At 74.9% G+C, this 24,635-nt stretch carries 28 protein-coding genes; 18 read left to right on the forward strand and 10 right to left on the reverse strand.

Annotated features, from left to right (window positions below):
* Positions 1–22 precede the first annotated feature (22 nt).
* Complete coding sequence (locus FN207_RS06605) at positions 23–847, reverse strand: formate/nitrite transporter family protein (RefSeq protein ID WP_142457533.1); 825 nt, start codon at positions 845–847, stop codon at positions 23–25.
* Between the two features lie 23 nt (positions 848–870).
* Between FN207_RS06605 and FN207_RS06610 the strand changes: the two genes are divergently transcribed.
* Positions 871–1,578: a monooxygenase gene (locus tag FN207_RS06610; protein WP_142457534.1), complete on the forward strand. Its 708-nt coding sequence runs from the start codon at positions 871–873 to the stop codon at positions 1,576–1,578.
* A gap of 2 nt (positions 1,579–1,580) precedes the next feature.
* Here the strand turns inward: FN207_RS06610 and FN207_RS06615 are convergent, their stop codons facing one another.
* A complete protein-coding gene (locus tag FN207_RS06615) occupies positions 1,581–2,111 on the reverse strand; it encodes a GNAT family N-acetyltransferase (protein WP_185938220.1) in 531 nt (176 codons plus the stop codon).
* Between the two features lie 254 nt (positions 2,112–2,365).
* On the opposite strand from FN207_RS06615, the gene FN207_RS06620 reads away from it, so the two are divergent.
* A complete protein-coding gene (locus FN207_RS06620) occupies positions 2,366–3,667 on the forward strand; it encodes a BtrH N-terminal domain-containing protein (RefSeq protein WP_142457535.1) in 1,302 nt (433 codons plus the stop codon).
* 45 nt (positions 3,668–3,712) lie between these two features.
* Here the strand turns inward: FN207_RS06620 and FN207_RS06625 are convergent, their stop codons facing one another.
* Together FN207_RS06625 and FN207_RS06630 are read right to left on the reverse strand one after the other, a co-directional pair.
* Positions 3,713–4,462, reverse strand: a complete 750-nt coding sequence (locus FN207_RS06625; protein WP_246065816.1) for an FAD-binding oxidoreductase — start codon at positions 4,460–4,462, stop codon at positions 3,713–3,715.
* A complete protein-coding gene (locus FN207_RS06630) occupies positions 4,455–5,066 on the reverse strand; it encodes a sulfite oxidase-like oxidoreductase (protein WP_142457536.1) in 612 nt (203 codons plus the stop codon). Before FN207_RS06630 ends, FN207_RS06625 begins: the two co-directional genes overlap by 8 nt.
* A 162-nt stretch (positions 5,067–5,228) precedes the next feature.
* On the opposite strand from FN207_RS06630, the gene FN207_RS06635 reads away from it, so the two are divergent.
* The 5 genes from FN207_RS06635 (at position 5,229) to FN207_RS06655 (ending at position 9,852) form a co-directional block, all read left to right on the forward strand.
* A complete protein-coding gene (locus tag FN207_RS06635; protein ID WP_246065817.1) occupies positions 5,229–5,924 on the forward strand; it encodes a succinate dehydrogenase cytochrome b subunit in 696 nt (231 codons plus the stop codon).
* 11 nt (positions 5,925–5,935) lie between these two features.
* A complete protein-coding gene (locus tag FN207_RS06640) occupies positions 5,936–7,882 on the forward strand; it encodes a fumarate reductase/succinate dehydrogenase flavoprotein subunit (RefSeq protein ID WP_142457538.1) in 1,947 nt (648 codons plus the stop codon).
* Entirely contained in the window at positions 7,883–8,656 is a 774-nt protein-coding gene (locus FN207_RS06645) for a succinate dehydrogenase/fumarate reductase iron-sulfur subunit (RefSeq protein WP_142457539.1), read from the forward strand.
* A gap of 124 nt (positions 8,657–8,780) precedes the next feature.
* Positions 8,781–9,287 carry a winged helix-turn-helix transcriptional regulator gene (locus FN207_RS06650; protein ID WP_142457540.1) on the forward strand — a complete coding sequence of 169 codons (507 nt, stop codon included), beginning with the start codon at positions 8,781–8,783 and terminating at the stop codon, positions 9,285–9,287.
* Complete coding sequence (locus FN207_RS06655) at positions 9,277–9,852, forward strand: PaaI family thioesterase (protein ID WP_142457541.1); 576 nt, start codon at positions 9,277–9,279, stop codon at positions 9,850–9,852. The genes FN207_RS06650 and FN207_RS06655 overlap by 11 nt, the downstream gene beginning before the upstream one ends.
* Before the next feature lie 2 nt (positions 9,853–9,854).
* Here the strand turns inward: FN207_RS06655 and FN207_RS06660 are convergent, their stop codons facing one another.
* The 4 genes from FN207_RS06660 to FN207_RS06675 all read right to left on the reverse strand — a co-directional run bounded on the left by FN207_RS06660 (position 9,855) and on the right by FN207_RS06675 (position 12,277).
* On the reverse strand, positions 9,855–10,430 hold the full coding sequence (locus tag FN207_RS06660) for a hypothetical protein (RefSeq protein ID WP_142457542.1): 576 nt from the start codon (positions 10,428–10,430) through the stop codon (positions 9,855–9,857).
* A gap of 104 nt (positions 10,431–10,534) precedes the next feature.
* Positions 10,535–10,864 carry a DUF6204 family protein gene (locus tag FN207_RS06665; protein ID WP_142457543.1) on the reverse strand — a complete coding sequence of 110 codons (330 nt, stop codon included), beginning with the start codon at positions 10,862–10,864 and terminating at the stop codon, positions 10,535–10,537.
* 34 nt (positions 10,865–10,898) lie between these two features.
* Entirely contained in the window at positions 10,899–11,663 is a 765-nt protein-coding gene (locus FN207_RS06670; protein WP_142457544.1) for a glycoside hydrolase family 16 protein, read from the reverse strand.
* Entirely contained in the window at positions 11,660–12,277 is a 618-nt protein-coding gene (locus FN207_RS06675; protein WP_246065820.1) for an LURP-one-related family protein, read from the reverse strand. The genes FN207_RS06670 and FN207_RS06675 overlap by 4 nt, the downstream gene beginning before the upstream one ends.
* A 207-nt stretch (positions 12,278–12,484) precedes the next feature.
* On the opposite strand from FN207_RS06675, the gene FN207_RS06680 reads away from it, so the two are divergent.
* From FN207_RS06680 to FN207_RS06720, 9 genes are all read left to right on the forward strand, one after another.
* The gene (locus FN207_RS06680) at positions 12,485–13,675 is read left to right on the forward strand and encodes an inositol-3-phosphate synthase (RefSeq protein ID WP_246065821.1); all 1,191 of its coding nucleotides are present in this window, start codon (positions 12,485–12,487) and stop codon (positions 13,673–13,675) included.
* Positions 13,672–14,592 carry a hypothetical protein gene (locus FN207_RS06685; protein ID WP_246065823.1) on the forward strand — a complete coding sequence of 307 codons (921 nt, stop codon included), beginning with the start codon at positions 13,672–13,674 and terminating at the stop codon, positions 14,590–14,592. The genes FN207_RS06680 and FN207_RS06685 overlap by 4 nt, the downstream gene beginning before the upstream one ends.
* A gap of 76 nt (positions 14,593–14,668) precedes the next feature.
* Positions 14,669–15,691, forward strand: a complete 1,023-nt coding sequence (locus tag FN207_RS06690; protein ID WP_142457546.1) for a class I SAM-dependent methyltransferase — start codon at positions 14,669–14,671, stop codon at positions 15,689–15,691.
* Positions 15,688–16,674 carry a Gfo/Idh/MocA family protein gene (locus FN207_RS06695; protein ID WP_246065825.1) on the forward strand — a complete coding sequence of 329 codons (987 nt, stop codon included), beginning with the start codon at positions 15,688–15,690 and terminating at the stop codon, positions 16,672–16,674. The genes FN207_RS06690 and FN207_RS06695 overlap by 4 nt, the downstream gene beginning before the upstream one ends.
* Positions 16,671–17,630: an MBL fold metallo-hydrolase gene (locus FN207_RS06700; RefSeq protein ID WP_246065827.1), complete on the forward strand. Its 960-nt coding sequence runs from the start codon at positions 16,671–16,673 to the stop codon at positions 17,628–17,630. The genes FN207_RS06695 and FN207_RS06700 overlap by 4 nt, the downstream gene beginning before the upstream one ends.
* The gene (locus FN207_RS06705) at positions 17,627–19,087 is read left to right on the forward strand and encodes a YcaO-like family protein (RefSeq protein ID WP_142457547.1); all 1,461 of its coding nucleotides are present in this window, start codon (positions 17,627–17,629) and stop codon (positions 19,085–19,087) included. The genes FN207_RS06700 and FN207_RS06705 overlap by 4 nt, the downstream gene beginning before the upstream one ends.
* Positions 19,087–19,935 (forward strand): sugar phosphate isomerase/epimerase family protein, encoded by an 849-nt coding sequence (locus FN207_RS06710; RefSeq protein ID WP_246065828.1) that lies wholly within the window; start codon positions 19,087–19,089, stop codon positions 19,933–19,935. Before FN207_RS06705 ends, FN207_RS06710 begins: the two co-directional genes overlap by 1 nt.
* A complete protein-coding gene (locus FN207_RS06715) occupies positions 19,932–21,140 on the forward strand; it encodes a glycosyltransferase family 4 protein (RefSeq protein ID WP_142457548.1) in 1,209 nt (402 codons plus the stop codon). The genes FN207_RS06710 and FN207_RS06715 overlap by 4 nt, the downstream gene beginning before the upstream one ends.
* A gap of 2 nt (positions 21,141–21,142) precedes the next feature.
* Complete coding sequence (locus tag FN207_RS06720) at positions 21,143–21,865, forward strand: PIG-L deacetylase family protein (protein ID WP_246065829.1); 723 nt, start codon at positions 21,143–21,145, stop codon at positions 21,863–21,865.
* 119 nt (positions 21,866–21,984) lie between these two features.
* Here FN207_RS06720 and galE read toward each other — a convergent pair whose 3' ends face one another.
* Positions 21,985–22,953 (reverse strand): UDP-glucose 4-epimerase GalE, encoded by a 969-nt coding sequence (galE, locus tag FN207_RS06725; RefSeq protein WP_142457550.1) that lies wholly within the window; start codon positions 22,951–22,953, stop codon positions 21,985–21,987.
* A 36-nt stretch (positions 22,954–22,989) separates the two neighbouring features.
* Positions 22,990–23,268, reverse strand: a complete 279-nt coding sequence (locus FN207_RS06730; RefSeq protein WP_246065830.1) for a DUF1905 domain-containing protein — start codon at positions 23,266–23,268, stop codon at positions 22,990–22,992.
* 121 nt (positions 23,269–23,389) lie between these two features.
* On the opposite strand from FN207_RS06730, the gene FN207_RS06735 reads away from it, so the two are divergent.
* Entirely contained in the window at positions 23,390–23,638 is a 249-nt protein-coding gene (locus FN207_RS06735) for a glutaredoxin family protein (RefSeq protein WP_142457552.1), read from the forward strand.
* A 65-nt stretch (positions 23,639–23,703) separates the two neighbouring features.
* Positions 23,704–24,528 carry a VOC family protein gene (locus FN207_RS06740; RefSeq protein WP_142457553.1) on the forward strand — a complete coding sequence of 275 codons (825 nt, stop codon included), beginning with the start codon at positions 23,704–23,706 and terminating at the stop codon, positions 24,526–24,528.
* The last annotated feature ends 107 nt before the right edge of the window (positions 24,529–24,635 follow it).

Consider the following 24,635-nt stretch of genomic DNA (forward strand, 5'->3'; position numbering starts at 1 on the left):
GGTGCCCGGCAGGCCCGGCCGGTCAACTGTCGTCGGCCGCGGCGGCCGCGCGCTCCCGCTCCAGCAGCTCCTTGCTGCGCACCAGCCGCAGCAGGGTGACCACGAGCAGGCCGCCGGCCATGTTGAGCAGCGTCACGTACCAGAACCAGGCCAGCCACTCGCCGTAGCCGAAGGGGGCGGTGCCGGTGTGGATGGCCCCGAAGACCAGCAGCGTGTCCAGGACCGAGTGGAACAGCTGCAGCCCGGCGAGGACGAACGCCCCGGCGACCGCGGCGACGATCTTGGCGCCGTCGGCCGGGGTGCCGTTCTGCATGCGGGTCATGAGCGTGATGACGACACCGCCGAGGAAGGCCAGGCAGACCGCGCGCAGGTCCAGCGGGGACTCGACGAAGTGCGCGGCCGACTCGACCATGGTGGCGCCCAGCTCGGGGAAGCCGTGCGCGACCAGCCACATGAAGATCCAGCCGCCGACCAGATTGGCGACCAGCGTGCCCGACCACAGCTTCCCCAGCTGGGACCAGCTGGCCCGGCCGGCCACCACCGCGGTGACCGGCAGCAGAAAGCCCTCGGTGAACAGCTCGCTGCGCGCCAGCAGCAGCGCGATGAAGCCGACCGAGAAGGCCAGCCCGGCCAGCAGGTGGCTGCCGGTCTCCGCGTAGACGGCCACCAGCGCGAGGACGCCGACCGAGACCTCGAGCCCGCCGGCCAGCCCGGTGGTGAGCACCTCCCGCCAGGTGCGGTGCAGCCGCTGCGCGCCCTGGCCGACCACCCGGTCGAAGGCCTCGACGACCTCGTCCTCGGCCGGGGCGTCGGTGTCGCCGAGCTGGACGCGGCGCTGGTCGGTCATGGCGCGCACCTACCCTCGGCCGCGTGCCCCACTCCGAGTCCGCGGTCACGACCCTGCACCTGTGGGGCGTCCCCGGCCGGGCGGTGCCCCGGGCGGCCCTGCGGATGGCCTCGGTCCGCCCGGCGCTGGGCCGGCTGCCCGGGCTGCGGTTCGCCAAGCTGCTGGGCACCGGCGACGGGCGGACCTTCACCGTCCGCGACGCCGACCCGCGCCGCTGGGGCCTGCTCGCCGTCTGGGACGACGACGCCGCCGCGGACGCGCTCGAAGACTCCCCCGTCGCCGCGAGCTGGCGGCGGATCGCCGACGAGGAGTGGGCGGCGCGGCTGCGCCCGCTCGCGGCCCGCGGCCTGTGGTCGGGGCGCGAGCCCTTCGGCGCCCCGCGGCCGCAGCGCTGGGACGGGCCGGTGGCCGCCGTGACCCGGGCGCGGCTGGTGCTGCGGCGGGCGGCCCGGTTCTGGTCGGCGGTGCCGCCGGTGTCGGCCGACCTGCACGAGTCGCCCGGCCTGCGGATGGCGCTCGGCATCGGCGAGGCGCCGCTGGGCCTGCAGGGCACCTTCAGCGTCTGGGACTCCTCGGCGGCGCTCAACGCCTTCGCCTACGACCGCGCGCCGCACGCCGCCGTCGTCACGCGGACCGCCCGGGAGGGCTGGTACGCCGAGGAGCTCTTCGCCCGCCTCGCGGTGCTCTCCACCCGCGGCACGCTCGACGGGACCGACCCCGCCGCCGGCTGACCTCACAGCCGCACGAAGAGGTGGACCTCCTCGCGGTCGTCCCCGGGGCCCACCCGGATCGCGCCGGGCATCCGGCCGAACTCCTCGTAGCCCAGCCCCGCGTAGAACCCCTCGAGGCCGTAGCCGCCGCGCACCGTGAGGTGCAGCATCTCCAGCCCGAGGCCGCGCGCGGCGTCGTGCACGCCGGTCATCAGCGCCCGGCCCAGGCCCTGCCCCTGCCGCGCGGGGTGCACCTGCACCCGCAGCACGGTGGCCCAGTGCCGGCGCAGCGGGCTGACCGACAGCGACAGCACCGCCCAGCCGGCGAGCTCGCCGTCGGCCCGCAGGACCACCACCCGCTCGCGGCCCTGCGCCACCCGCGTCAGGAGGGCGTCGAGCGCGGGGGCGACGTCGTCCTCGGTCACCGGCGGCACGAAGCCGACGGCGCCGCCGGCGTTGCTGACGTCGGTCCAGCAGGCCAGCAGCGCCGCGCGCAGCTCCGGGTCGACGTCCTCGAGCGCGGTGGCCACGGCGGACGGGACGGCAGACGTCATGACGTCGATCATCGTCCGCGGCCCGGGCGCCGGGCTCCCCACCCCTTCGACGCCGCCCCACGGTGCCGGTAGGTTGCGCCCAGGGCGTGCCCCACGCCCCACCCTCAGACCGGTTGCCCACGCCTCCGGCCACGCGAGGGCAGAGGGGATCGTGTCCTCGGGGAGACCTCGGCAGGCGGACGGAACTCCTTCCCTGCGGCCGGGTCCGGCGACGCGTGGGGTCGGTGGACCCGCGGCCGCCGAGGGAGCACCCGATGACCCGTCAGAAGCACCTCAAGACCCTCGTCCGCGCGCGCATGGCGCGGACCGGCGAGGCCTACACGACCGCGCTGCGCCACGTGACCGCCCTGGCTCCGGCGACACCGCCTGCGGGGGTCGTCCCCGGCTACCCCGGGTTCGGCGGCGGCCGGCACCACGACAGCACGCTCCTCACCCACGTCCTGGCCGCGGCCGGGATCACAGCGGCGCACGACGGCGCGCCGCTCGACGAGCCGATGGTCGCCGGGCTCGCCGGCGGCATCGGGTTCATGTACTTCTCGTTCGCCTACAGCGGCCGGCTGCCCACCATGACGATCGTGCCGCAGATCCACCCCCGCCCGTTCGTCCTCGGCGCCCTCGAGCGCGCGGGGATCGCCCACCGGGTGGCCGAGACGACGAGTGCGGCGAAGGCGGCCCGGGAGCTCGACGCCGTCCTCGACGCCGGCCGTGCGCCCCTGGTCACGCTGGACCGGGGCGCCCTCCCCCACCAGGTGTGGGCCGACCGCGTCCCCGGCAGCGACCCCTACGACGTCGTCGTCGCCGGTCGCCGTGGGGACGTCGTCCTGGTCGACGACGAGCGTCTGGACCCCGTCGAACTGTCCGCCGACGTCCTCGCCTCCGCACGGGCCGCCCACCGCAAGAGCCGCCATCGGCTGGTGGTCGTCGAGCACCCCGGCGGGCCGGTCGACCTCGGGCCGGCCGTCCGCGCGGCGGTCGCCGTCACCGTGCACGACCTCACCGAGGACGTGGTGCCCGGCAACTTCGCCGGCAACTTCGGCCTGCGGGGGCTCGCGAAGTGGGTCGACGCCCTCGGTGACCGCCGGTCGCGGACCGGGTGGACCCGCACCTTCGACAGCGGTCCGGCCTTCGGGTACGCCCTGCGCCGGCTCTACGACTGCCTGACCTCCGACCACGCCTCCCCCGGCGCCATGCGGGCGCTCTACGCCGAGTTCCTCACCGCCGCGGCCGGGGTCCTCGACGCACCCGCCGCGCGGGAGGCCGCAGTCCTGTACGACCGCGCCGCGACCCTGTGGACCCGGATCGCCGACACCGCGGTGAGCGGGAGTCTCGCGCCGTACCGGGGACTCGTCGAGCGACGCCTCGAGCTCCTCCTCGGCGGGGGCGGGACCGCGGAGCTGGCCGACCTGGCGCGGGAGGCCGAGTCGCTGACCGCCGGCCTGGAGGTGTCCGCCGACGACCGGCAGGCGGAGCTGGACGCGCTGGCCGAGGTCGCGGCCCAGGTGCTCCCGCTGGAACGGGAGGCCTGCACGCTCCTCGCCCGCGTGGCGGCCGGCTGACCGGCGCGGCGACCCGGGGTCCCGCCCGCGCGGTGGGACCCCGGGTCAGCCCGAGGTGCCGCTCGGGCCGAACCGCTCGACCCGGATGTCGGGCGCCGGCACCCCCAGGCCGACCAGCAGCTGGCTGGCCGCCTCGGCGAAGGACGCCGACCCGCAGACGAACGCGGTCTGGCCCGGCTCCCACAGGGGCACCAGGTCCACGGCGGTCAGCCGGCCCGCCGGGCGGATCCCCGAGCGCTCCCGCGTGGTGACGACCAGCGCGCCCGCGGCACGGAGCTCGTCGGCGTAGGGCAGCTCGGCCGCCGTCCGGGTGGAGACGGCGACCCTCAGCAGGTCCTCCCGGCCCAGCTCGCGCGCCGTGCGCAGCATCGCCACGAAGGGCACGACGCCGGTGCCGCCGCCGACCAGGAGCGCCGGCTCGTCGCCCTCCCAGACGAACCAGCCGCCGATCGGCCCGCGCACCTCCAGGGTGTCGCCGGGCTCGACGACGTCGGCCAGGTAGCCCGACACCTCGCCGTCGTCGAGCCGCTCGACCAGCAGCTCGACGAGCGGGTCGCCCGGGGAGGAGGCCAGCGAGTACGACCGCTGGGCGCGGTAGCCGTCCTCGGCGGTGAGCCGGACGACGTAGTGCTGCCCGGCCAGGTGGTCGACGCGGTCGGGCACCTCCAGCCGCAGCCGGACCGTGCGCGGGGTGGGGCGGTCGACCTCGCGGACGGTCGCGGTGCGCCAGCCCCCGGCCGGCGCCCGCCGCAGCCGCGGGCCCATCCCGGCCCGCGCGCCGCCCGTCTCAGTCACCCTGGTAGCGCTGCTCGCGCCACGGGTCGCCGCGGTCGTGGTAGCCGTTCTGCTCCCAGAAGCCCTGCTGGTCGCGCTGCAGGAGGGTCAGCCGGGTGACCCACTTGGCGCTCTTCCAGAAGTAGAGGTGCGGCACGAGCAGCCGCACCGGGCCGCCGTGCTCGACCGGCAGCGGTTCGCCGTCGAACTCCCAGACGATCCACGCCTTGCCGCCGGTGACGTCCTCGAGCGGCAGGTTGGTGGTGTAGCCGGTCTTCGCCGTCGCCATGACGAAGTGCGCGTCGGCGGTGGGGCGCGCGGCCTCGAGCAGGGTGTCGACGCTGACGCCGGCGAACCGCGTGTCGAACTTCGACCACGTGGTGACGCAGTGGATGTCGCCGCGGTACTCGGAAGGCGGCAGCCGGTGGGCCTCGTCCCAGGTCCAGCTGACCGGGTTCTCGACCCGGCCGTCGACGGTGATGCTCCAGGTCTCCGGCGTGATGCGCGGCGTCGGCTCGGCGGTCAGCACGGGCCAGTCGGCGCCGACGTCGTACTGGCCGGGTGGGAGCCGCGGGTCGCGCTCGCGCCTGCTGCGGCCGAGGAAGCCCCGGGTCGGTCCTGCCACGCGTCCTCCAGGTGCTGGGGTGGTGTGTCGGGAGACTCCCACGTCGCCGGCGGACACCAACGTCCTGACCTGCGCTGAGGGTTCCCTTACATGAGGTGAGTCACTGCGTGTTCACATGGCCGACACCGGGCTATGGAGCCTAACTTTGGTGCCGTGGTGACGGTGACGAACTCGGGCCAGCGCAGGACCCCGAAGGTCGCGAAGACCAGCTCGGTCGCGAAGAAGGCCGTGATGGCGGTCAGCGGGATCATCCTGGTCCTGTACCTGATCGCGCACATGGTCGGGAACCTGAAGCTCTTCGCCGGCGCGGAGACCTTCAACGGCTACTCGGAGTGGATCCGCCGGATCGGCGAGCCGGCCGTCCCCGGCCAGACGGTGCTGTGGATCATCCGCGTCGTCCTGCTCGTGGCCGTCGTGGCGCACGCCTGGGCCGCGGTCTCGCTGTGGCGGCAGGCCAAGCGCGCCCGGCCGCAGCAGTACGTGGCCCGCAAGGCGGTGGCCCAGAGCTACGCCTCGCGGACGATGCGCTGGGGCGGCGTCATCCTGGCGCTGTTCATCGTCTACCACATCCTCGACCTCACGCTCGGTGTGGCGAACCCCGAGGGTCACGACTCGACCCCCTACGACCGGGCCGTCGCCGGCTTCTCCAACCCGTTCATCACCGCGGTCTACGTGGTCGCGCTGCTGGCGCTCGGTTTCCACCTGCGGCACGGCATCTGGAGCGCGACCCAGACCCTGGGGCAGAGCAACCGGACCCGTGAGCGCACGGTCAACGCCTTCGCCACGGTGTTCGCCGTGGTGCTGACCGCGGGCTTCCTGATCCCGCCGCTCAGCGTCCTCGTCGGCATCATCGAGTAGGAGCACTCGTCATGGCCCTCGAACTGTTCACCGTCGGCGAGCCCATCGCCGACACCAAGGCCCCGACCGACGTCCCGATCGGCGAGCGCTGGAGCGAGCGCCGCTTCCGGGCGAAGCTCGTCAACCCGGCCAACCGCCGCAAGCTGACCGTCATCGTCGTCGGCACCGGCCTGGCCGGCGGCGCGGCCGCCGCCACGCTCGGCGAGGCCGGCTACAAGGTCAAGTCGTTCTGGTACCAGGACAGCCCGCGCCGCGCGCACAGCGTCGCCGCGCAGGGCGGCATCAACGCCGCCAAGAACTACCGCAACGACGGCGACTCGGTGCACCGGCTGTTCTACGACACCGTCAAGGGCGGTGACTTCCGCGCCCGCGAGAACAACGTGCACCGGCTGGCCGAGGTCAGCACCGCGATCATCGACCAGTGCGTCGCCCAGGGCGTGCCCTTCGCCCGCGAGTACGGCGGCCTGCTCGACAACCGCTCCTTCGGTGGCACCCAGGTGTCGCGGACGTTCTACGCCCGCGGCCAGACGGGCCAGCAGCTGCTCTACGGCGCCTACCAGGCCCTCGAGCGGCAGATGGCGGCCGGCACCGTCGAGCAGCACGCGCGCACCGAGATGCTCGACCTGATCGTCGTCGACGGGAAGGCCCGCGGGATCGTCGCGCGGAACCTGATCACCGGCGAGATCAGCACGCACTTCGCCGACGCCGTCGTGCTCGCCACCGGCGGCTACAGCAACGTCTTCTACCTGTCCACGAACGCCAAGGGCTCCAACGCCACGGCGATCTGGCGGGCGCACAAGCGGGGCGCGCTGTTCGCCAACCCCTGCTACACGCAGATCCACCCGACCTGCATCCCGGTGCACGGCGAGTACCAGTCGAAGCTCACGCTGATGAGCGAGTCGCTGCGCAACGACGGCCGCGTGTGGGTCCCCAAGGAGCGCGGCGACACCCGCGACCCGCGGCAGATCCCCGAGGCCGAGCGCGACTACTACCTCGAGCGGATCTACCCCTCGTTCGGCAACCTGGTCCCCCGCGACATCGCCTCGCGGCAGGCCAAGAACGTCTGCGACGAGGGCCGCGGCGTCGGCCCCAACGGCCTGGGCGTGTACCTCGATTTCGCCGAGGCCATCGGGCGGCTGGGCCGCCCGGCCATCGAGGCCAAGTACGGCAACCTCTTCGACATGTACGCCCAGATCACGGGTGAGGACCCCTACGAGGTCCCCATGCGGATCTACCCGGCGGTCCACTACACGATGGGCGGGCTGTGGGTCGACTACGACCTGCAGTCGACCATCCCGGGCCTCTTCGTGATCGGCGAGGCCAACTTCTCCGACCACGGCGCCAACCGGCTCGGCGCCAGCGCGCTCATGCAGGGCCTGGCCGACGGCTACTTCGTGCTGCCGAACACGATCAACGACTACCTGGCCTCCGGTCCGTTCGACAAGGTCGACGACACCAACCCGGCCGCGATCGAGGCGCTCGAGGGCGTCCGGGCGCAGACCGAGCGGCTGCTGTCGATCAACGGCAACCGGACCACCGCGTCGTTCCACCGCGAACTGGGCCGGCTGATGTTCGACCTCTGCGGCATGGAGCGCTCGGAGGAGAGCCTGCGCAAGGCGCTCGACCGGATTCCGGAGATCCGGCAGGAGTTCTGGACCAACGTGCGCGTCCCCGGCGAGGCCGGGCGCTTCAACCAGAGCCTCGAGCACGCCGGCCGCGTCGCCGACTTCATCGAGCTCGCCGAGCTCATGTGCGTCGACGCCCTGCACCGCAACGAGAGCTGCGGTGGGCACTTCCGGGCGGAGAGCCAGACCCCCGACGGGGAGGCCCTGCGCGACGACGAGAACTACGCCTACGTCGCGGCCTGGGAGTGGACGCCCGAGGGCGTCCCGCCGGTCCTGCACAAGGAAGACCTCGAGTTCGAGTACGTCCACCTCGCACAGCGGAGCTACAAGTAGATGAACCTCAAGCTGCGTGTCTGGCGCCAGCGGAGCGCGGCAGAGAAGGGGAAGATGGTGACCTACGAGGTCACCGACGTCTCCCCGGACATGTCGTTCCTCGAGATGCTCGACGTGCTCAACGAACAGCTCATCCTCAACGGCGAGGACCCGGTCTCCTTCGACCACGACTGCCGTGAGGGCATCTGCGGCTCGTGCGGCGTCATGATCAACGGCCGCGCGCACGGCAACGGGCTGTTCGACTCCCACCCGCAGACGGCGACCTGCCAGCTGCACATGCGCTCGTTCAAGGACGGCGACACGATCGACGTCGAGCCGTGGCGGGCGACGGCGTTCCCCCTGATCAAGGACCTCGCCGTCGACCGGTCGGCGCTCGACCGGATCATCCAGGCGGGCGGCTACATCAGCGCCCCGACCGGGACCGCCCCCGAGGCGCACTCGATCCTGGTGGCCAAGAAGGACTCCGACGCCGCGTTCGACGCCGCGACCTGCATCGGCTGCGGCGCCTGCGTCGCGGCCTGCCCGAACGCGTCGTCGATGCTGTTCACGTCCTCGAAGGTCGTGCACCTGGGCCTCATGCCGCAGGGCCAGCCCGAGCGCAACGACCGCGTGGTCAACATGATCCACCAGCAGGACCTCGAGGGCTTCGGCGGCTGCACCAACATCGGTGAGTGCTCCGTCAGCTGCCCGAAGGGCATCTCGATGGAGAACATCTCGCGGCTCAACCACGACCTCCTGGGCGCCCTGCGCGCCGGTGCGCGGCCGAAGAGCTGATCTCCCGCACCACCCACCGCCGACGGGCGGGGACCCCACGCGGGTTCCCGCCCGTCGTCGTCGGAGAGGTTCGGACCACCGGCGACGGTGGCGCCGTGTCGGTTGGACGTGCAAACTGACCGGTGTGACCGCGCTCTACGACCTCGCCGACCTGCCCGGCCGCCCCTGCACCATCGCCGCCACCCTGGAACTGGTGGGCGAGCGGTGGTCGCTGCTGGTGGTCCGGGAGGTCTCGCTGGGCAACAACCGCTTCAGCGACATCGCCCGCGGCACGGGCGCCCCCCGCGACCGGCTGACCGCGCGGCTCAACGCGCTGGTCGCCGCCGGGGTGCTGGAACGCCGGCAGTACAGCGACTCCCCGCCCCGCTCGGGCTACCACCTCACCCGGTCCGGCCGGGACCTGCTGCCGGTGCTGCAGGCGCTGCTGCAGTGGGGCGACCGCTGGGCCGCCGAGGAGCCGCCGGTCCGGCTCACGCACGCGCCCGGGGACCACGAGGAGCACACCGTCGACGCCGAGTGGGTGTGCCGGACCTGCGGCGAGCCGGTCAACTCCTCACGGGTCGAGCGCGTACTCACCCCCGCCGGCCGGGCGCTGTCCGGGCTGCCCGCGGAGGAGCGGCATGAGCACTGAGATCGACCCCGTGACCGACTCCGTGGCCGAGTCCGTGAGCGACTCCCTGGCCGGCGCACCCGCCGCCTGGGGTGAGCCGCGGTCCCGCACGGTCACCTGGTTCGACCCGATGGTCACCGCGGCCGGCGGCCGGGAGCGCTCCGGGCTGGAGACGCTGCAGGCCATCCGGGACGGCGTGCTGCCGCCGGCCCCGATCGGGGCGCTGGTGCAGATGGACGTCGTCGCCGTGGAGGAGGGCCGGGTCGAGTTCGGCTGCACCGTCGACGAGTCGGTCTACAACCCGATCGGCGTCGTGCACGGCGGGCTGGTGTGCACCCTGCTCGACACCGTCGCCGGCTGCGCGGTGCACACGACGCTGCCCCAGGGGGTCGGCTACACCTCGATCGAGCTCAAGGTGACCTACCTGCGCGCGGTCACGAAGGCCAGCGGGCGGCTGACCGCCGTCGGCACGGTGGTCAAGCCCGGCCGCCGGGTGGCCTTCGCCGAGGGGCAGGTGCTCGACGCCGCGGGCAAGGTCGTGGCGACGGCGTCGAGCTCGCTGCTGGTCTTCCCGCTGCCCGCCTGAGCTCAGCTGGTGTAGACGACCGGCTCGTAGTCGAAGCCGGGCGTGACCTCCATGACCAGGTCGGCCGGGTCGCTGGCGCCGAAGCCGACGCGGAAGGCGACCGAGCGGCCGGGCAGCAGGGTCTGGTACGGCGTGCCGTCGAGGCCGTTGGCGGTGTCGAACACCTGCGCCTCCTGGGAGGTGCCGCTCTGCAGCGTGAGGAACAGCTCGACCGGCTCGTAGTCCTCGCCGGTGCCGTTGACCACGGTGACGTCGAACGCGACGTAGGCCGCGGGTGCCGGCCCGTCGACGTACGCGCTCTCCGAGGGCGTGTAGGGCTGCGGCGCGCTGACGGTGATCTCGAGACCGTCGTCGTAGGCCAGCGTGTCGCCGAAGACGGCGGTGTCCGAGCCGGCGTCCCCGGGGGTGTCGCCGGCCGTGTCGTCCCCGCTGCCGTCGTCCTCCGTGGCGTCGTCGTCCGTGGCATCGTCCGTGGGCGGCGCGACGACCTCCGCGGGCGACGCGCTGCCCCGCACCTCGGTGCTGCAGCCGGTCAGCGCCAGCAGCGCCAGGACGGACACGACGACTGTTCGGCGCACTGGTGGTTCTCCCCCGCGACTGGACTCCGGCCCCGCACGCTAGCCCGGCGCGCGGGCGGATCCGCGGACCCGCCCGGAGATCCCGTCCCTTGTGGTGAGAGGCGTCAGCGGCGCCGGATCCGGACGTCGTCGGTGCAGGCGGCCGTCGAGCGCAGCCGCCGCCAGCCGACGCCGGCGTCCTCCAGCCACTGCAGCGCCGACAGCTCACCGGCGGTGCACGCCTCGACCTCCTCGCCCGGCCCGGCGTCGACGTGCACGACCACGCGGTGGCTGAACGCCGCGAGCGCGCCGTCGTAGGTGGTGCTGCCCTCCTCGGTGAACGCGGAGGCGAACAGGTCGTGCGCGGCGGCACGGTCGCGCAGCCGGGCGCGCCGGTCGTCGTCGAGACCGTCGAAGACGCCGCGCACGATGACGCGGTAGGTGCGGCTGGACACGGCGGGCGAGGCTAGCCGCGCCCCCGCCCCGCGGTCACCCGGATTCCCCGCGGAAGGAGTCGACGACGAGCTCGGGGACGACGTAGGGCTCCCCCGGCACCGCTTTCTCCGGGAAGTCGAAGACGGCGACCATCGACTGCATCGGGTAGTCGGGCGTGAGCCCCACCTCGTGCACCACCTGGCCGTCCACGGAGAACGCGGCGCCGTCGGGCCGCCAGTCCACGGCGTAGGTGTGCCACTCGGCGACGTCGATGCCGGGGCGGGGTGCGGCGAAGTCGTCGACCAGCCGCGGGTCGCGGAAGGGGTGCACGCCCGTGCCCACGGCCGCGCCGAAACCGGGATCGACGGCGTCGCCGAAGACCTCCATGACGCACAGCTCGCCGCAGCGCTCCGGGGAGTCCTCGAGCCCGACCAGCCACCAGGCGACCATCGACCGCGGCGTGACGGTCGCGCGGGCGCGCATCTCCAGCCGCCCGTAGTGCGGTGTCCAGCCCCAGTGCGCGGGCTGCTCCTCGCGGACCAGCGCGCCGGGGCGCACCGGCTGCTGGCCGACCGTGCTGCCGACCGGCCCGGAGAAGACGCCGGACTGGATGCCCGAGACCCGCAGCGGCGGGTGGTCGTCGGGGCACCACAGCGGCATCTCGTCGGGCAGGTACAGCCGCAGGCGGGAGTCGCGGACCTCGTAGCAGGCCGCCGTCGCCGCGCGGGAGCTCCACTGCGGGAGGTAGTACGGGACCCAGACGTCGCGGTCGAGGTCGGTCCCGTCGAAGTCGTCCTCGAAGCCGGCGGGGTCCCTCATCGGGACTGCAGGGCGTCCAACGCGACGGCCATCGACGCGGCCACGCGGAAGTCCAGCCGCGGGTCGGGGACGGAGACGTCGTACCGGTCACGGACGGACTTGCGCCGCTCCACGACGAGCACCGGCTGCCCCGTGGCGGTGTCGGTGAAGTCGAAGTGGAAGACGAAGGGCACCCAGACGTCGCCGAGCCACGGGATGAACTCCCAGATCCGGCGGACGATGGCGAGGACCGGGCGGCGCTCGCGGCCCACGGCGGTCAGCCCGGGGACCGACAGGTCCCAGGTGGAGCGCAGCAGGCTCGCGCCGAAGCGCTTGCCGAAGGAGCCGAGGACCCGGCCGGACTCGTCGAAGACATCGTGCTGGGCGTGCACGTCGAGCCGCTGGCGGGCGCGGAAGGAGAACACCTGCCGGGTGCGGCCCTCGTCGGCGGTGAAGACCACCTCCTCCTTGAGCTTGAGGCGCTTCTGCTGGGCCATCGCCAGCAGCTCGCCCTCCCGCCCGTCGGGCGCGACCGCGCGCACCTCGTAGCGGTTGACCATCACGGTGATCCGCTGGTGGACGGTGAAGCGCGGCACGACCATCGCGGCCGGCTGGTCGGCGTACGGGGCGGTCACGGGGCACCTCCGGGTCGGGTCGGGCCTCCATCCTCACCGCCCCGTCCAGAGACAAGCGGTGCGCGACCGGGTTGGTTCTCAGAATCTGGTTCTCACCCAGCGGGTGCACAACCGCTGTGCCAGGCTCGATCGCGGTGGAGGGGGGAACAGCCCCCCAGGTCCGCGGAGGTCGTTGTGGTGCAGGAGTCCCGTCGCGTCGGTGTCGCAGTGGTCGGCCTGGGAGGCGCGGTCGCGACGACCGCGGTCGCGGGCCTGGAGCTCCTGCGGGTGGGGGCGGCCGGCACCGACGGGCTGCCGCTGGCCGGGCTGGAGGTGGCCGGCGGCCCGGTCGAGGAGACGACGGGCCTCGTCGGCTACGAGTCCCTCGTCGTGCGCGGCTGGGACCTCGACGGCTCCGACCTGCGCAAGGCCGCCGAGCAGCACGCGGTCCTCGACTCCCACCAGCTCGAACAGGCCGGCCCGGCGCTGTCGGCGCTCACCCCCTGGCCGGCGGCCGGCGACGCGGACTTCTGCCGCAACGTCACCGGCGGCAACGTCGTGCTGGCCGAGACGCGCCGCGCGCAGGTCGACGCCGTCCGCGCCGACCTGCGCCGCTTCCGCGAGGAGGAGTCCCTCGACGGCCTGGTGCTGGTGAACCTCGCCTCCACCGAGCGCTGGCCCGACCCCGCCGCGCCGGCCCTGCAGACCATCGAGGCCTTCGAGGCCGCGCTCGACGCCGACGACCGGGCGATCACCCCCGCGATGGTCTACGCCTACGCGGCGATCGCCGAGGGCGTCGGCTACGTGAACTTCACGCCGTCGCTGGCCGCCGACGTCCCGGCGCTGGTGGCCCTCGCCGAGCAGCGCGGCGTCCCGGTCGCCGGCAAGGACGGCAAGACCGGCCAGACGATGATGAAGACGGTGCTCGCACCGGCCTTCCGCGCCCGCGCGCTGACCGTCGAGGGCTGGTACTCGACCAACATCCTGGGCAACCGCGACGGCCTGGCCCTCGACGACCCCGACTCGCTCAACAGCAAGCTGCAGACCAAGGGCAGCGTCCTGGACTCGATCCTCGGCTACCCGGTCGAGGACCACGTCGTCCGGATCGACTACTACCGGCCCCGCGGTGACCAGAAGGAGGCCTGGGACGCCATCGACCTGGTCGGCTTCCTCGGCCAGCGCATGCAGATCAAGGTCGACTTCCAGTGCCGCGACTCGATCCTGGCCGCGCCGCTGGCCGTCGAGCTCGCCCGCCTGACCGACCTCGCCCAGCAGCGCGGCGAGGGTGGCGTGCAGCGTCACCTCGGCTGGTTCTTCAAGGCGCCGATGACCGCCGACGGCGGCGTCCCCGAGCACGCGTTCCACCGCCAGGAGACGACGCTGCTCGACTGGCTGGCCGCCGGCGCCACCTCGCGGTGACCGGGCTCGCCCCCTCCCCCGTCGGGACGCTGCACCCCTTCGCCCAGCTCCGCGCGCTGCTCGCCGAGATCGGCGACGCCAAGCGTGTGCGGGTGGCCGGCATGCCGGGGTCGCTGGCCGAGCAGGCCTTCGCGCGCTCATGGGCGCGGCTGGTCGCCGGCGAGGACGTCGCCGACGTGGCGTACTCCGAGACCGCGGCCGCCGTCGCCCGCGCCCGGCTGGCCGGGATCGACGCCGGCGTGCTCACCACGGCCGGGCTGTCGGACGCCGAGGCGCTCGACGTGCTGCGCCGCGGGTTCGACGAGGTCGCCGGGCCGCTGGACGCGGAGCTGCGGGCACGGCTGCGGGCGACACTCGCTCCGCTGCGCTCCCCCGCTGCGGCACCGGCGCTCGCCGGCACGCTCAACGCCCAGCCGCGGGCGGGCGCGACCGCGCCGGGCAGGCCGCGGATCGTGGTCGAGCCGCCGGAGAGCCACGGCGACCACTGCCTCACCGTCGCGGTCTACGGCGTGCTGGTGGCGCCGGTGGTCGGCGCCGACCCGGTCGCGCCGTTCCTGCTCGGCGTGGCCCACCACCTGCACAACGTCGTCCTGCCCGACGCCGGGTTCGCCGGCGAGGTGCTGCTCGGCGACGCGCTGGAGCGGGTGATGGCCACGCTGGAGGAGCGCGAGCTCGCGGCGCTGCCCGGCCCGCTGGCCGCCCGCGTCCGCGAGGTGCTGGCGCTGCGGCCGGGGGCCGACGTCCCCGAGGCGCGGGCGTTCCACGCCGCCGACGTCCTCGACCGGGTGCTGCAGGTGCACCACCACGCCCGGGCCGCGGCGTTCACCTCGGCGCAGGCGCTCGACGACCTCGAGCTCGTGCACGCCGGGCCGGTGCAGGCCTACCACCTGGACGTCCTGGCGGCGGCCGGCTTGTGAGCGGACAGGCGCGTGAGCATCGCAGCGAGGAACGAGCGAGGAGCGGAGCGGGCCGCGGGAGCGAACCGGTGAGACCGTGACGACGGCGGTGCACGCACCTGTCGTCGACGGGATCCCGTTCGCGCGGGTCGGCCGCGACGACCTGCGCGCGGAGGTGGCCGGGCTGCTCGCCGCCGGCGAGACCGACCGCGCCCGCGTGCTGCTGCTCGCCGACGCCGACGACTGGTGGACCGAGCCGCCGCCCCCGCCGGAGCAGCTGGCCCGCGTGCCGGCCGCGCGCACGCTGCGCGAGGCGATGGACCTGCTCGGCATGGGCCGGGTGGCCGACTACTTCGCGCACCGCTGGTCGGACCCCACGCACCTGGCCGGCCTCGCGCTGCTGCAGGCGCACTGGCCGGGGGACCGCCCGGTGGTCGACGTCGCCTGCGGCACCGGCGCGCACCTGCGCGAGCTGTCCCGCCGCGGCGTGCGTGACCTGCTGGGGGTCGACGTCGTCTGGGCCAAGCTCTGGCTGGCGCGGCGGTTCGTCTGCCCGGAGGCCCGCTACGTGTGCGCCGACCTCACCGCGGCCCCGGACCTCGCCGTCGGCCGGCCGGCCTACGTCATGTGCCACGACGCCTTCTACTTCCTGCGCGACAAGCCGGCCGCCGCCGCGGCGATGCGCGCGCTGGCCGGGGACGGCGGCACGGTCGTCGTCGGGCACGCGCACGTGGCCGACCCGCACGGCGAGCCGCTGACGCCGGAGGGCTACGCCGAGGTGCTCGGCACCGGCCTGCTCTACGACGACGAGGAACTCACCCGCGCGCTGCTCGAGGGCCGCCCGCCGCGGCCGGCCGCACCCGCCGACCTGCACGCCAGCGAGGCGGTCGCCCTGGTGGCCGGCGACCCGCGGGGGCCCGCGCCGGCCGATCTCGGCGAGCCGCTGCCACCGCTGTCGCCCAACCCGCTCTACCGCGACGGCGTGCTGACCTGGCCGAACGCGCGCTACGCCGCCGAGTACGGCCCGCGGTCGGCGTACCTGCCGCAGCGCTGGCCGGACCCGCTGCCCGCCGACGCCGCCCGCCGCCGGCTGCTCGTCGACCTCCCGGAGGCCTGGTGACCGTCGGCTGGGGCATCGCCGGCTGCGGCTGGGTGGCCCGCGACCACGCGCTGCCCGCGCTGCTCTCCGTCGACGGCGCCCGGGTGGTCGCGCTGCACGACCTCGACCCCGCCGCGATGGAGCGCATGCCGGTCGAGGGCGCCGCCCGCTCGACAGACCTGGCGGGGTTCCTCGCCACCCCGGGCCTGGACGCCGTCTACGTGGCGGTGCCCAACGCCGGGCACCGGCCACTGGTGGAGGCGGCCGCCGCGGCCGGCACGGCGGTGCTGTGCGAGAAGCCGCTGGCCGCCGACGCCGGCGACGCGCAGGCCCTGGTGGACGCCTGCGCGCGGGCCGGCGTGCTGCTCGGCACCGCCTACGACCAGCGCTGGCACCCCGCCCACGTGCGGCTGCGCGAGCTGGTGCCCGAGCTCGGCACGGTCACCGCGGTGCGGATCGTCTACTGCTGCTGGCTGCCCGGGGACTGGACGCCCGACGGCCGCCCGCACGACAACTGGCGGGTCGACCCCGCCCGCGCCGGCGGTGGCGCCGCGATCGACCTCGCGCCGCACGGCCTGGACCTGACGGGCGCGCTGCTCGGCGAGGACGTCAGCTCGCTGTCGGCGCTGCTGCAGACGCGGGTGCACGACTACGGCGTCGACGACGGCGCGCTGCTCACCGGGCGCACCGAGGGCGGCGTGCTGGTGAGCCTGCACGTCGCGTTCAACACCCCCGACGAGCTCCCCCGCCGCCGCCTCGAGGTGGTCGGGACCCGCGGCATGGCCGTCGCCGTCGACACGATGGGCCAGACGGCGGGAGGCTCGCTGACGCTGTACCGCCCCGACCCGGTGGACGTGCCGTTCGCCGCCACGCCGCCGTTCGAGGCGCAGTTCGCCGCCTTCACCGACGCGGTCGCGGGCCGCGCGCGGTGGCCGTACGACCCCGCCCGCGACCTCGCCCTGCACCGCCTGCTCCTCACCGCTCTCTCCGGAGGATCCCCGTGAGCTCGCCCGACGTACCCGGGGCCATCGACCGGGCCACCGACCCCGCCGCCGACCCCGGCGCGCGGTCCGGCACCAGCCAGGTCGACACCAACCCCTACCGCGGTCTGCTGCCCGACCTACCCGCCTACGCCTGCACCAACTGCGGGCACTGGCAGCGCTGGCCCGCGCCGGGGCCGCAGGTCTGCCCGGTCTGCGCCGACGTCCGCAACGCGCTGCCCGAGCACGGCTTCGAGTTCGTCACCGACAAGCAGGCCGACGAGCTGGTCACCGGCTTCTGGCGGCCCGCCCCGGTCGACGGCGTCACCGAGTTCGGCACCGAGCCGCGCTTCGGCCTCGACAGCCGCGGGTGGGTGATCGAGAGCGACATCGGCCTGGTCGGCTTCGAGTGCGCGCCCTGGTACACCGCCGACATGCTCGCCGAGCTGCGCCGGATGGCCGACGCCCACGGCGGCTTCCCCGTGCTGGCGTCCAGCCACGTGCACGGCTACGGCGCGCTGTGGCAACTGCAGCAGGAACTCGAGCCACGGGTGGTCTGCGTCAACGTGCACGACCTGACCTGGACGAAGGCCTTCCGCGTCACCTGGCCGGCCGACGACGTCCTCGCCCTCGCGCCCGACCTCACCCTGCACCGCACCGGCGGACACTTCGCCGGGCACTCGGTGCTGCACGACTCCCGCCGCGGGATCCTCTTCTGCGGCGACTCGCTCAAGGTCGACCTCTCCCCCGACGGCGAGCCGGTGGCGCTGAGCGCGCACAAGGCCTTCCACGCCCAGATCCCGCTGTCGCACGGCGAGCTGCGCGAGATGCTCGCCGTCGTCGCGGAGCTGGACTTCGAGGTCGTCGCGACGCCGTTCGAGATGGTCCCCGGCGTCACCACCGACCACGTCGTCCACCTGGTTCAGCGGCTGCTGTCGGGCCCGCCGGACGCCGCTCCCGTCGCGCTGGACGAGCTGTGACGGCGGTCGAGGTCACGCCGTCGCAGCGCTACCGCGACTCGTTCCCGACGCCGGTCGAGGACTTCGCGATCGAGGGCATCGACGTCCTCGAGGTGCCGCTGCACTCCGCCGTCCTGCCGCCCTCGGAGCTGCACCCCGGCGGCAGCGGGCTCGGCTACGGCGCCACCCGCGAGGAGGCCCGCACCGGCGCGATGGGCGAGATGGCCGAGATGGCGCTGTCGTTGCGCGCGCACCGGGGGGTCGTCCGCGAGGAGGGGTCCTACGCGGAGATGACCCGCCGGCACGGCCGCGACCGCGTCGCCGACCCGCGCGAGCTGTGCCTGGAGGCGGGCAGCCCCTACGACGACGACCGGCCGCTGCAGTGGCTGCCGATGACCCGGCTGCGCGACGGCGAGCGGGTGCTGGTCCCGGCCGAGCTCGTGGCGAGCGCGCCCGACGACCTGCCCGGCGACCCGCCGCCCGGGGGCTGGCTCACCACGGTCATCACCAACGGCCAGGGCGCGGCTTTCGACGCCGACCGCGCCGTCACCCACGCGCTGCTCGAGGTGCTGCAGCGCGACGGCAACGCGACGGCGTTCCGCGCGATGGACCGCGGCGTCGTCGTCGACCTCGACGGGCTCACCGACCCCGACGCGCTCGCGCTGCTCGGCCGGCTCGACGCCGCGGGCATCGACGTCATGGTCAAGCTCGCCACCACGGAGTTCGGCGTCGTCGACGTCTACGCCGTCGGCTGCTCCCGGGACGGCTCGGAGCCGGTGCCGGTGATGGCCACGGCGTGCGGCGAGGCGGCGCACCCCGACCGCGACACCGCCGTCCGCAAGGCGCTGCACGAGTTCGCCTCGGCCCGCGCGCGGAAGGCGTTCATGCACGGGCCCTTCGACGTCGTCCTGCCGGCGACGCCGCCGGGCTACCTGGAGCACTGGCGCGGCGGGCACCCGCCGGAGCGGCTGGTCGAGGAGGACCGCGCGCTGCAGGCGATGCTCGAGTGGACGCGGATGGGCACCGCCGCGCTGGTGGACCTGCTGCAGGACACCGTGCTGTCCCGCCGGTCCACCGTGGCGCTGGCCGACCTGCCGTCGTGGGCGGGTGACGACCTGCACGCGCACGTCACCGGCGCGGTCCAGGCCGCCGGGCACGACGTGCTCGTGGAGCTGCAGCCCTCGGCCGGCGACGCGGTGGCCGCCAAGGTGCTCGTGACCGGCCTCGAGGTGGAGACGATGAGCTACGGCCGGATCGGCGAGCGCGGCGTGCGCCGACTGCTCGAGCACGACGAGGGGCTCGCGGTGGTGGGCGCCGACCCCGGCGGCTGGGCGCGGGTGCACCTGACCGCCGACGCCGAGGAGCGCCTGGGCGGGCCGGCCTGGTTCGACCGCGCCGGCGCCCAACGGCGGGTGGGCGCGCTCTACGCGCTGTACCGGGAGCCGGGCCGGCACGTGGTGGCGGAGGTCCTCGACTAGTGACGGCGCTGCGCTACGCCTACAACACCAACGGGCTGACCTCCCACCGGCTGTCGGACGCGCTGGCCTTCCTCGCCGACTGCGGCTACGCCGGGGTGGCGCTCACCCTCGACGTCGTCCACCTCGACCCGTTCGCACCCGACGCGTTCGCCCAGGCGGAGTCGGTGCGGGCGCGGTGCGACGAGCTGGGCCTCGGCGTGGTGGTGGAGACCGGCGCCCGGTTCCTGCTCGACCCGCGGGCCAAGCACGAGCCGACGTTCGTCACCGCCTCGGCCGAGGGCCGGGAGCGGCGGCTGGCCTACCTGCGGCTGGCCTGCGACCTCGCCGAGGTCCTCGGCGCGGAGGCGGTGAGCTTCTGGGCGGGCGTGCCCAAGCCGGGCGTGGACCGGGACGCCGCGTGGGGCTGGTTCGCCGACGGCGTCCGCGCGCTGGTCGACAGCCACGGCGGGCGCTCCTACGCCCTCGCCGTCGAGCCGGAGCCCGGGATGCTGGTCGAGGACTGCGACGGCTGGGCGCGGCTGGCCGCCGAGGCGCCGGGCATCGCGCTGGCGCTCGACACCGGTCACTGCGTCGTGGCCGGGGCGTACGAGCCGGAGGAGGCGGTGACCCGCTTCGCGCCGCACCTGGGCACGGTCGCCGTCGAGGGGATGCGCCGCGGCGTGCACGACCACCTGCCGCTGGACGAGGGCGACGTCGACCTGCCCGCGGTGCTGCGGGCGCTGCGGGACGTCTCCTACGACCGGCTGGTCACGCTGGAGCTCTCCCGTGACGGGCACCGCGCGCACGAGATGGTGCCGCGCTCCACCGAGACGCTGAGGAAGGCCGAGTCGCAGGGGGTGTCGGCGTGAGGATCTGCTTCGTCAGCCGGCGCTACTGGCCGGCGGTGAGCGGCATGAGCGTCTACGCCGAGAACCTGCTGCGCGAGCTGGTCGCCCTCGGCCACGAGGTGGTGCTGGTCAGCCAGTACCGCGACGACGAGGCCGGGACCCGCGTCTACGGCGGCGGCCCTCCCCCGCCCGACCGCGTGCCGGCCGGCGTGGACGTGCACGCGCTGCCCAGCCGCGGGGAGACCGTCGTCCCCGCCGACTGGGAGGGCGACATCGACGGGATCGTGCGCACGGTGCTGGACCTGCACGCCGAGCGCCCCTTCGACGTGCTGCACGCCCAGTACGGCTACCCGCCGGGCCTGGCGGTGCTGGCCGCCGCGCGGGAGACCGGGCTGCCGGCCGTGGTGAGCATCCAGGGCGGCGACGGGCACTGGGTGGGCACCTGCTGCGCGACCCACGCGCACGCGATGCGCACCGTCGTCGACTCCTCGTCGGCCGTGCTCATCGGCAGCGCCAGCTTCCGCGACGAGGTGGTGGGCAACCTCGGCTCGGACCCGGCGCGGTTCACGATCGTCCCGGGCGCGACCGACACCCGGCGGTTCAGCCCCGCCGAGCGGCCGATCGGCTCGCTGCAGGACCCGCCGGTGCTGCTGTTCCACGGTCGCGTCGACCGCCGCAAGGGCGTCCTCGACCTGCTCGAGGCGCTCCCCGACGGCGTGCGGCTCGTGGTCTCCGGGATCGGCCCCGACCTCGACGAGGCCCGCGCGCGGGCCGACGACCGGACGACCTTCCTCGGCTACGTCCCGCCCGACGAGGCGCCGGCGGTCTACCGCTCGGCCGACGTCTTCGTCAGCCCCACCTACAGCGAGGGGTTCAGCAACACGCTGCTCGAGGCGATGGCCAGCGGGCTGCCCACGGTGAGCACCGACAGCGTGGGCGTCGTCGACTGCCTGCGCGACGGCGAGAACGGGCTGCTGCACACCCCGGGCGACGTCGCCGGACTCCGGGCGGCGCTGGACCGACTGCTGGCCGACGGCGACCTGCGCACCCGGCTGGCCACGACGGCGCTGGAGGAGGTCCGCCGGCTGTACTCCTGGCCGGTGCTGGCCCGCTCGATCGACGACGTCTACCGGTCCGTGGCGGGCTCGACGCCCTCCGCCGACTGGACGATGCCGCCGACGGTCGACCTCTCCTGCCGGTTCCGGGCCGCGGCCCACCTGCTGTGAGGGTGGTCGCGGTCAGCCCGCACCTCGACGACGCCGCGTTCTCCGTCGGCGGCACGCTCGCCGCGCTCGCCGACGCCGGGCACGAGGTCACCGTGGTCACCTGCTTCACCCGCAGCGTGCCCGACCCGGCCGGCTTCGCGCTGGCCTGCCAGCTGGACAAGGGTCTGACCGCCGACGTCGACTACATGGCCCTGCGCCGCGCCGAGGACGCCGCCGCGATGGCCGTCCTCGGCGCCGTATCCCGGCACCTGGACCTGCCCGAGGCGCCGCACCGCGGCTACACGAGCGCCCCGGACCTCTTCGCGGGCGTACACGACGGCGACGACGTGTGGCGGCCGGTGTGCGCCGCGCTGGCCGACGTCCCGGGCGACCTGTGGCTGGCGCCGCAGGCGCTCGGCGCGCACGTCGACCACCTGCAGGTGCTGCGCGCGGTGACCGCGCTCGACCGGCCGGCCCTGTGGTGGCGGGACTCCCCCTACGTGCTGCGCGAGCCCGACGCCGTGCCGGGTCCCGACCTGCCCGGCGGGCTGACGCCGGTCGAGCTGCCGCAGGACGCCGCCCGGCGGGCCGACGCGTGCGCCTGCTACGCCACCCAGCTCGGCTTCCAGTTCGGCGGGCCCGAGCCGATGCGCGCGGCGCTGGCCGGCCTGCCGGAGGTGCTGCTCGCCGACCCGCGGGCCCGGGAGGTAGCGGCCCGAGAGGTGGCCGCCCGAGAGCTGTCCTGAGCTCGCTCGTGCTCTGCCCACAGTTGGGGGCAGAGCACGGGCGCCCACGGGACGACCTCCGGGCTGTCCTTCGTGCTCTGCCCACACATGCGGGGCAGAGCACGAGTCGGCGCGGGAGGTCAGAGCGGCTGCAGCGCCCGCCAGGCGGTCCAGGCGCTGGCGATCATCTCCCGCAGGTCGCGGGTGGCGCGGAAGCCGAGGTCGCGGGCGATCCGGTCGACGGCGGCGACCACGCGCGCCGGGTCCCCGGGACGGCGGCCGGCCACCTCCGGCGTCGTGTCCCCGCCGGTGACCTCCGCGACGACGCGCAGCACCTCCCGCACACTGCTGCCCTCGCCGCGGCCGACGTTGTACGTGCCCCCGGGCCGGCCGGCGGCCAGCGCGCGGGCGGCGGCCGCGTGGGCGTCGGCGACGTCGGAGACGTGCACGAAGTCGCGCACGGGGCTGCCGTCGGCGGTGGGGTGGTCGTCGCCGAAGAGCACCGGCGGGCGCCCGGCGTCGAGCGCCTCGAACACCAGCGGCACGAGGTTGGCCGCGCCCCGGTCGCCGAGCTCGGGTGCCGCGGCGCCGGCCACGTTGAAGTAGCGCAGGCTCGTGGCGGCCAGGCCCCAGGCGGCGCAGTCGCGCAGCAGGTCCTCACCGGCCAGCTTGGTGCGGCCGTAGGGCGACAGCGGGACGCAGGGCGTGTCCTCGTCCACCCGGTCGGCGTCGGGCATGCCGTAGACCGAGGCGCTCGAGGAGAAGACGAAGCGGGTGACGCCCTTGGCGCGGCAGCCCTCGAGCAGGGCGACCAGCCCCTCGACGTTCTCCGCCCAGTAGAGCAGCGGGTCGGCCACCGACTCGGCCACCTGCTTCTTCCCGGCCAGGTGCACGACGCCGGTGACGCCGTTCTCCCGGAGCACCCGCCGCACCATTCCGCGGTCGCGCACCGAGCCGACCTCCAGCGGCACCTGCGGCAGGCCGGCGAGCCGGTCGGCGTCGCCGGTGGAGAGGTCGTCGAGGACCACGACGTCCTCCCCTGCCGCGACCATCGCGTGGACGACGTGCGCCCCGACGTACCCGGCACCCCCGGTGACCAGCCAGCTCACCGGCCCAGCCTGCCGTGCCCGGCGCCTGCCCGCGCGTCAGGACAGGCGCTGCCGCAGGTGGACGGCGACCTGCTGCCCGGCCGCGTCCTTGCCGATCGCAGTGCAGATCGCCTTCCGCAGCGGGAGCCAGTGCGGCCCCTCACCCGAGGGCATGCAGGTGGCGGTGAACGCGTGGCCGTCGACGGTGCCGGCCACCTTCACCGCCCGCCGGGTGCCGAACAGCTCGGCGGAGCCCGGCACGGTCAGGTAGGTGGCGAAGGCGCCGTCCTTCTCGATGGGCGCGGTGAACGAGGCGTCGATGTCCTGAGGGGTCACGGTGGGGAGACCACGCGAGGACGGAGGACTCATCGCCCGCCAGGTGCGTTGCCCCCAGCGCCGCCCTCCTGGGACGGTGACCGTCACGGGGACCACCGGAGTCGCGGGATCGGAGTCCTCCATGACCGACCAGGCCGTCACCGTCTACGTGAAGCCCGGCTGCCCCTACGCCGCGAAGCTCCGCGCGAAGATGGCGCTCGCGCGCCTGCCCCACCGGGCGGTGCGCTTCGCCGACGACCCCGAGGGCGCCGCCGCGGTCCGGGCGCACCACCCGGAGGGCTGGGAGGTCTCCCCCACCGTCGTGGTCGGTGGGCGGTACCTGACCGACCCGAGCCTGCGCGAGGTCCGGGCGGCGATGGCCGCGCGCTGACGCCGGAACCGTCCCCGGCCGGCCCTACGCTCCCCGCACCCGACCCCGGGAGGAGAGGAGCCGTCGTGATCCGGACGTACCCGCACGGCGTGACCTGCTGGATCGACACCGAGCAGCCCGACCCGGCCGCCGCGGCCGACTTCTACGCCGGCCTGTTCGGCTGGACGTTCACCGACGTCGTACCGCCCGGCGCCCCGGGCACGTACCTGATCGCGACGCTGCACGGCCAGGACGTCGCCGCGATCGGGCCGGGCGAGGGGCCCGCGACCTGGAACACCTACGTCGCCGTCGACGACGCCGACGCGACCGCCGCGCAGGTCCCCGGGCTGGGCGGCACGGTGACCAGCGGCCCCGAGGACGCCGGTCCCGGCGGCCGGACGGCGGCGTGCACCGACCCGCAGGGGGCGCGGTTCCGGCTCTGGCAGGCCCGCCGGCGCCCGGGCGCGCAGCTCACCAACACGCCCGGCACCTGGAACTTCTCCGACCTGCACACGCCCGACCGGGCGGCCGCGATGGCGTTCTACCGCCCGCTGTTCGGCTGGCGCGACGCCGACATGGCCCAGGACGCCGGCGTGATGATCCAGGTCCCCGGCTACGGCGACCACCTGGCGGCCACCGTCGACCCGGACATCCACGAGCGGCAGGCGTTCGCGCCGCCCGGGTTCGCCGACGTGATCGGCGGGCTCGTGGTCACCGCCGACGAGCCGGCGCACTGGCACGTCGTCGTCACCGTGGCCGACCGCGACGACAGCGCAGCCACCGCCGAGCGGCTCGGCGCCACGGTGCTGCGGTCGGCCGAGGACACCTGGACCCGCACCGCCCTGCTGCGCGACCCCCAGGGGGCGGAGCTCACCGTCAGCCAGTACGCCCCGCCCGACCCCGCCACCTGACGTCCCCGTCCGCCGCTACGGTGCGCAGCGTGCGCGGCGGGGCGGGCAGGACGACCGGCAGCGACCGGTCTCCCGGGGCAACCCCGGGGCAGCAGGTCATCGCCACC

The sequence above is a fragment of the Geodermatophilus aquaeductus genome (assembly GCF_900182545.1).
GTDB classification, from domain to species: domain Bacteria; phylum Actinomycetota; class Actinomycetes; order Mycobacteriales; family Geodermatophilaceae; genus Geodermatophilus; species Geodermatophilus aquaeductus.

Bases quoted from the DNA above. Each gene is read 5' to 3' on its own strand.
- FN207_RS06605 (WP_142457533.1), bottom strand. From the start codon at position 847: ATGACCGACCAGCGCCGCGTCCAGCTCGGCGACACCGACGCCCCGGCC.
- FN207_RS06615 (WP_185938220.1), bottom strand. From the start codon at position 2,111: ATGACGTCTGCCGTCCCGTCCGCCGTGGCCACCGCGCTCGAGGACGTC.
- FN207_RS06620 (WP_142457535.1), top strand. From the start codon at position 2,366: ATGACCCGTCAGAAGCACCTCAAGACCCTCGTCCGCGCGCGCATGGCG.
- FN207_RS06640 (WP_142457538.1), top strand. From the start codon at position 5,936: ATGGCCCTCGAACTGTTCACCGTCGGCGAGCCCATCGCCGACACCAAG.
- FN207_RS06645 (WP_142457539.1), top strand. From the start codon at position 7,883: ATGAACCTCAAGCTGCGTGTCTGGCGCCAGCGGAGCGCGGCAGAGAAG.
- FN207_RS06655 (WP_142457541.1), top strand. From the start codon at position 9,277: ATGAGCACTGAGATCGACCCCGTGACCGACTCCGTGGCCGAGTCCGTG.
- FN207_RS06670 (WP_142457544.1), bottom strand. From the start codon at position 11,663: ATGAGGGACCCCGCCGGCTTCGAGGACGACTTCGACGGGACCGACCTC.
- FN207_RS06735 (WP_142457552.1), top strand. From the start codon at position 23,390: ATGACCGACCAGGCCGTCACCGTCTACGTGAAGCCCGGCTGCCCCTAC.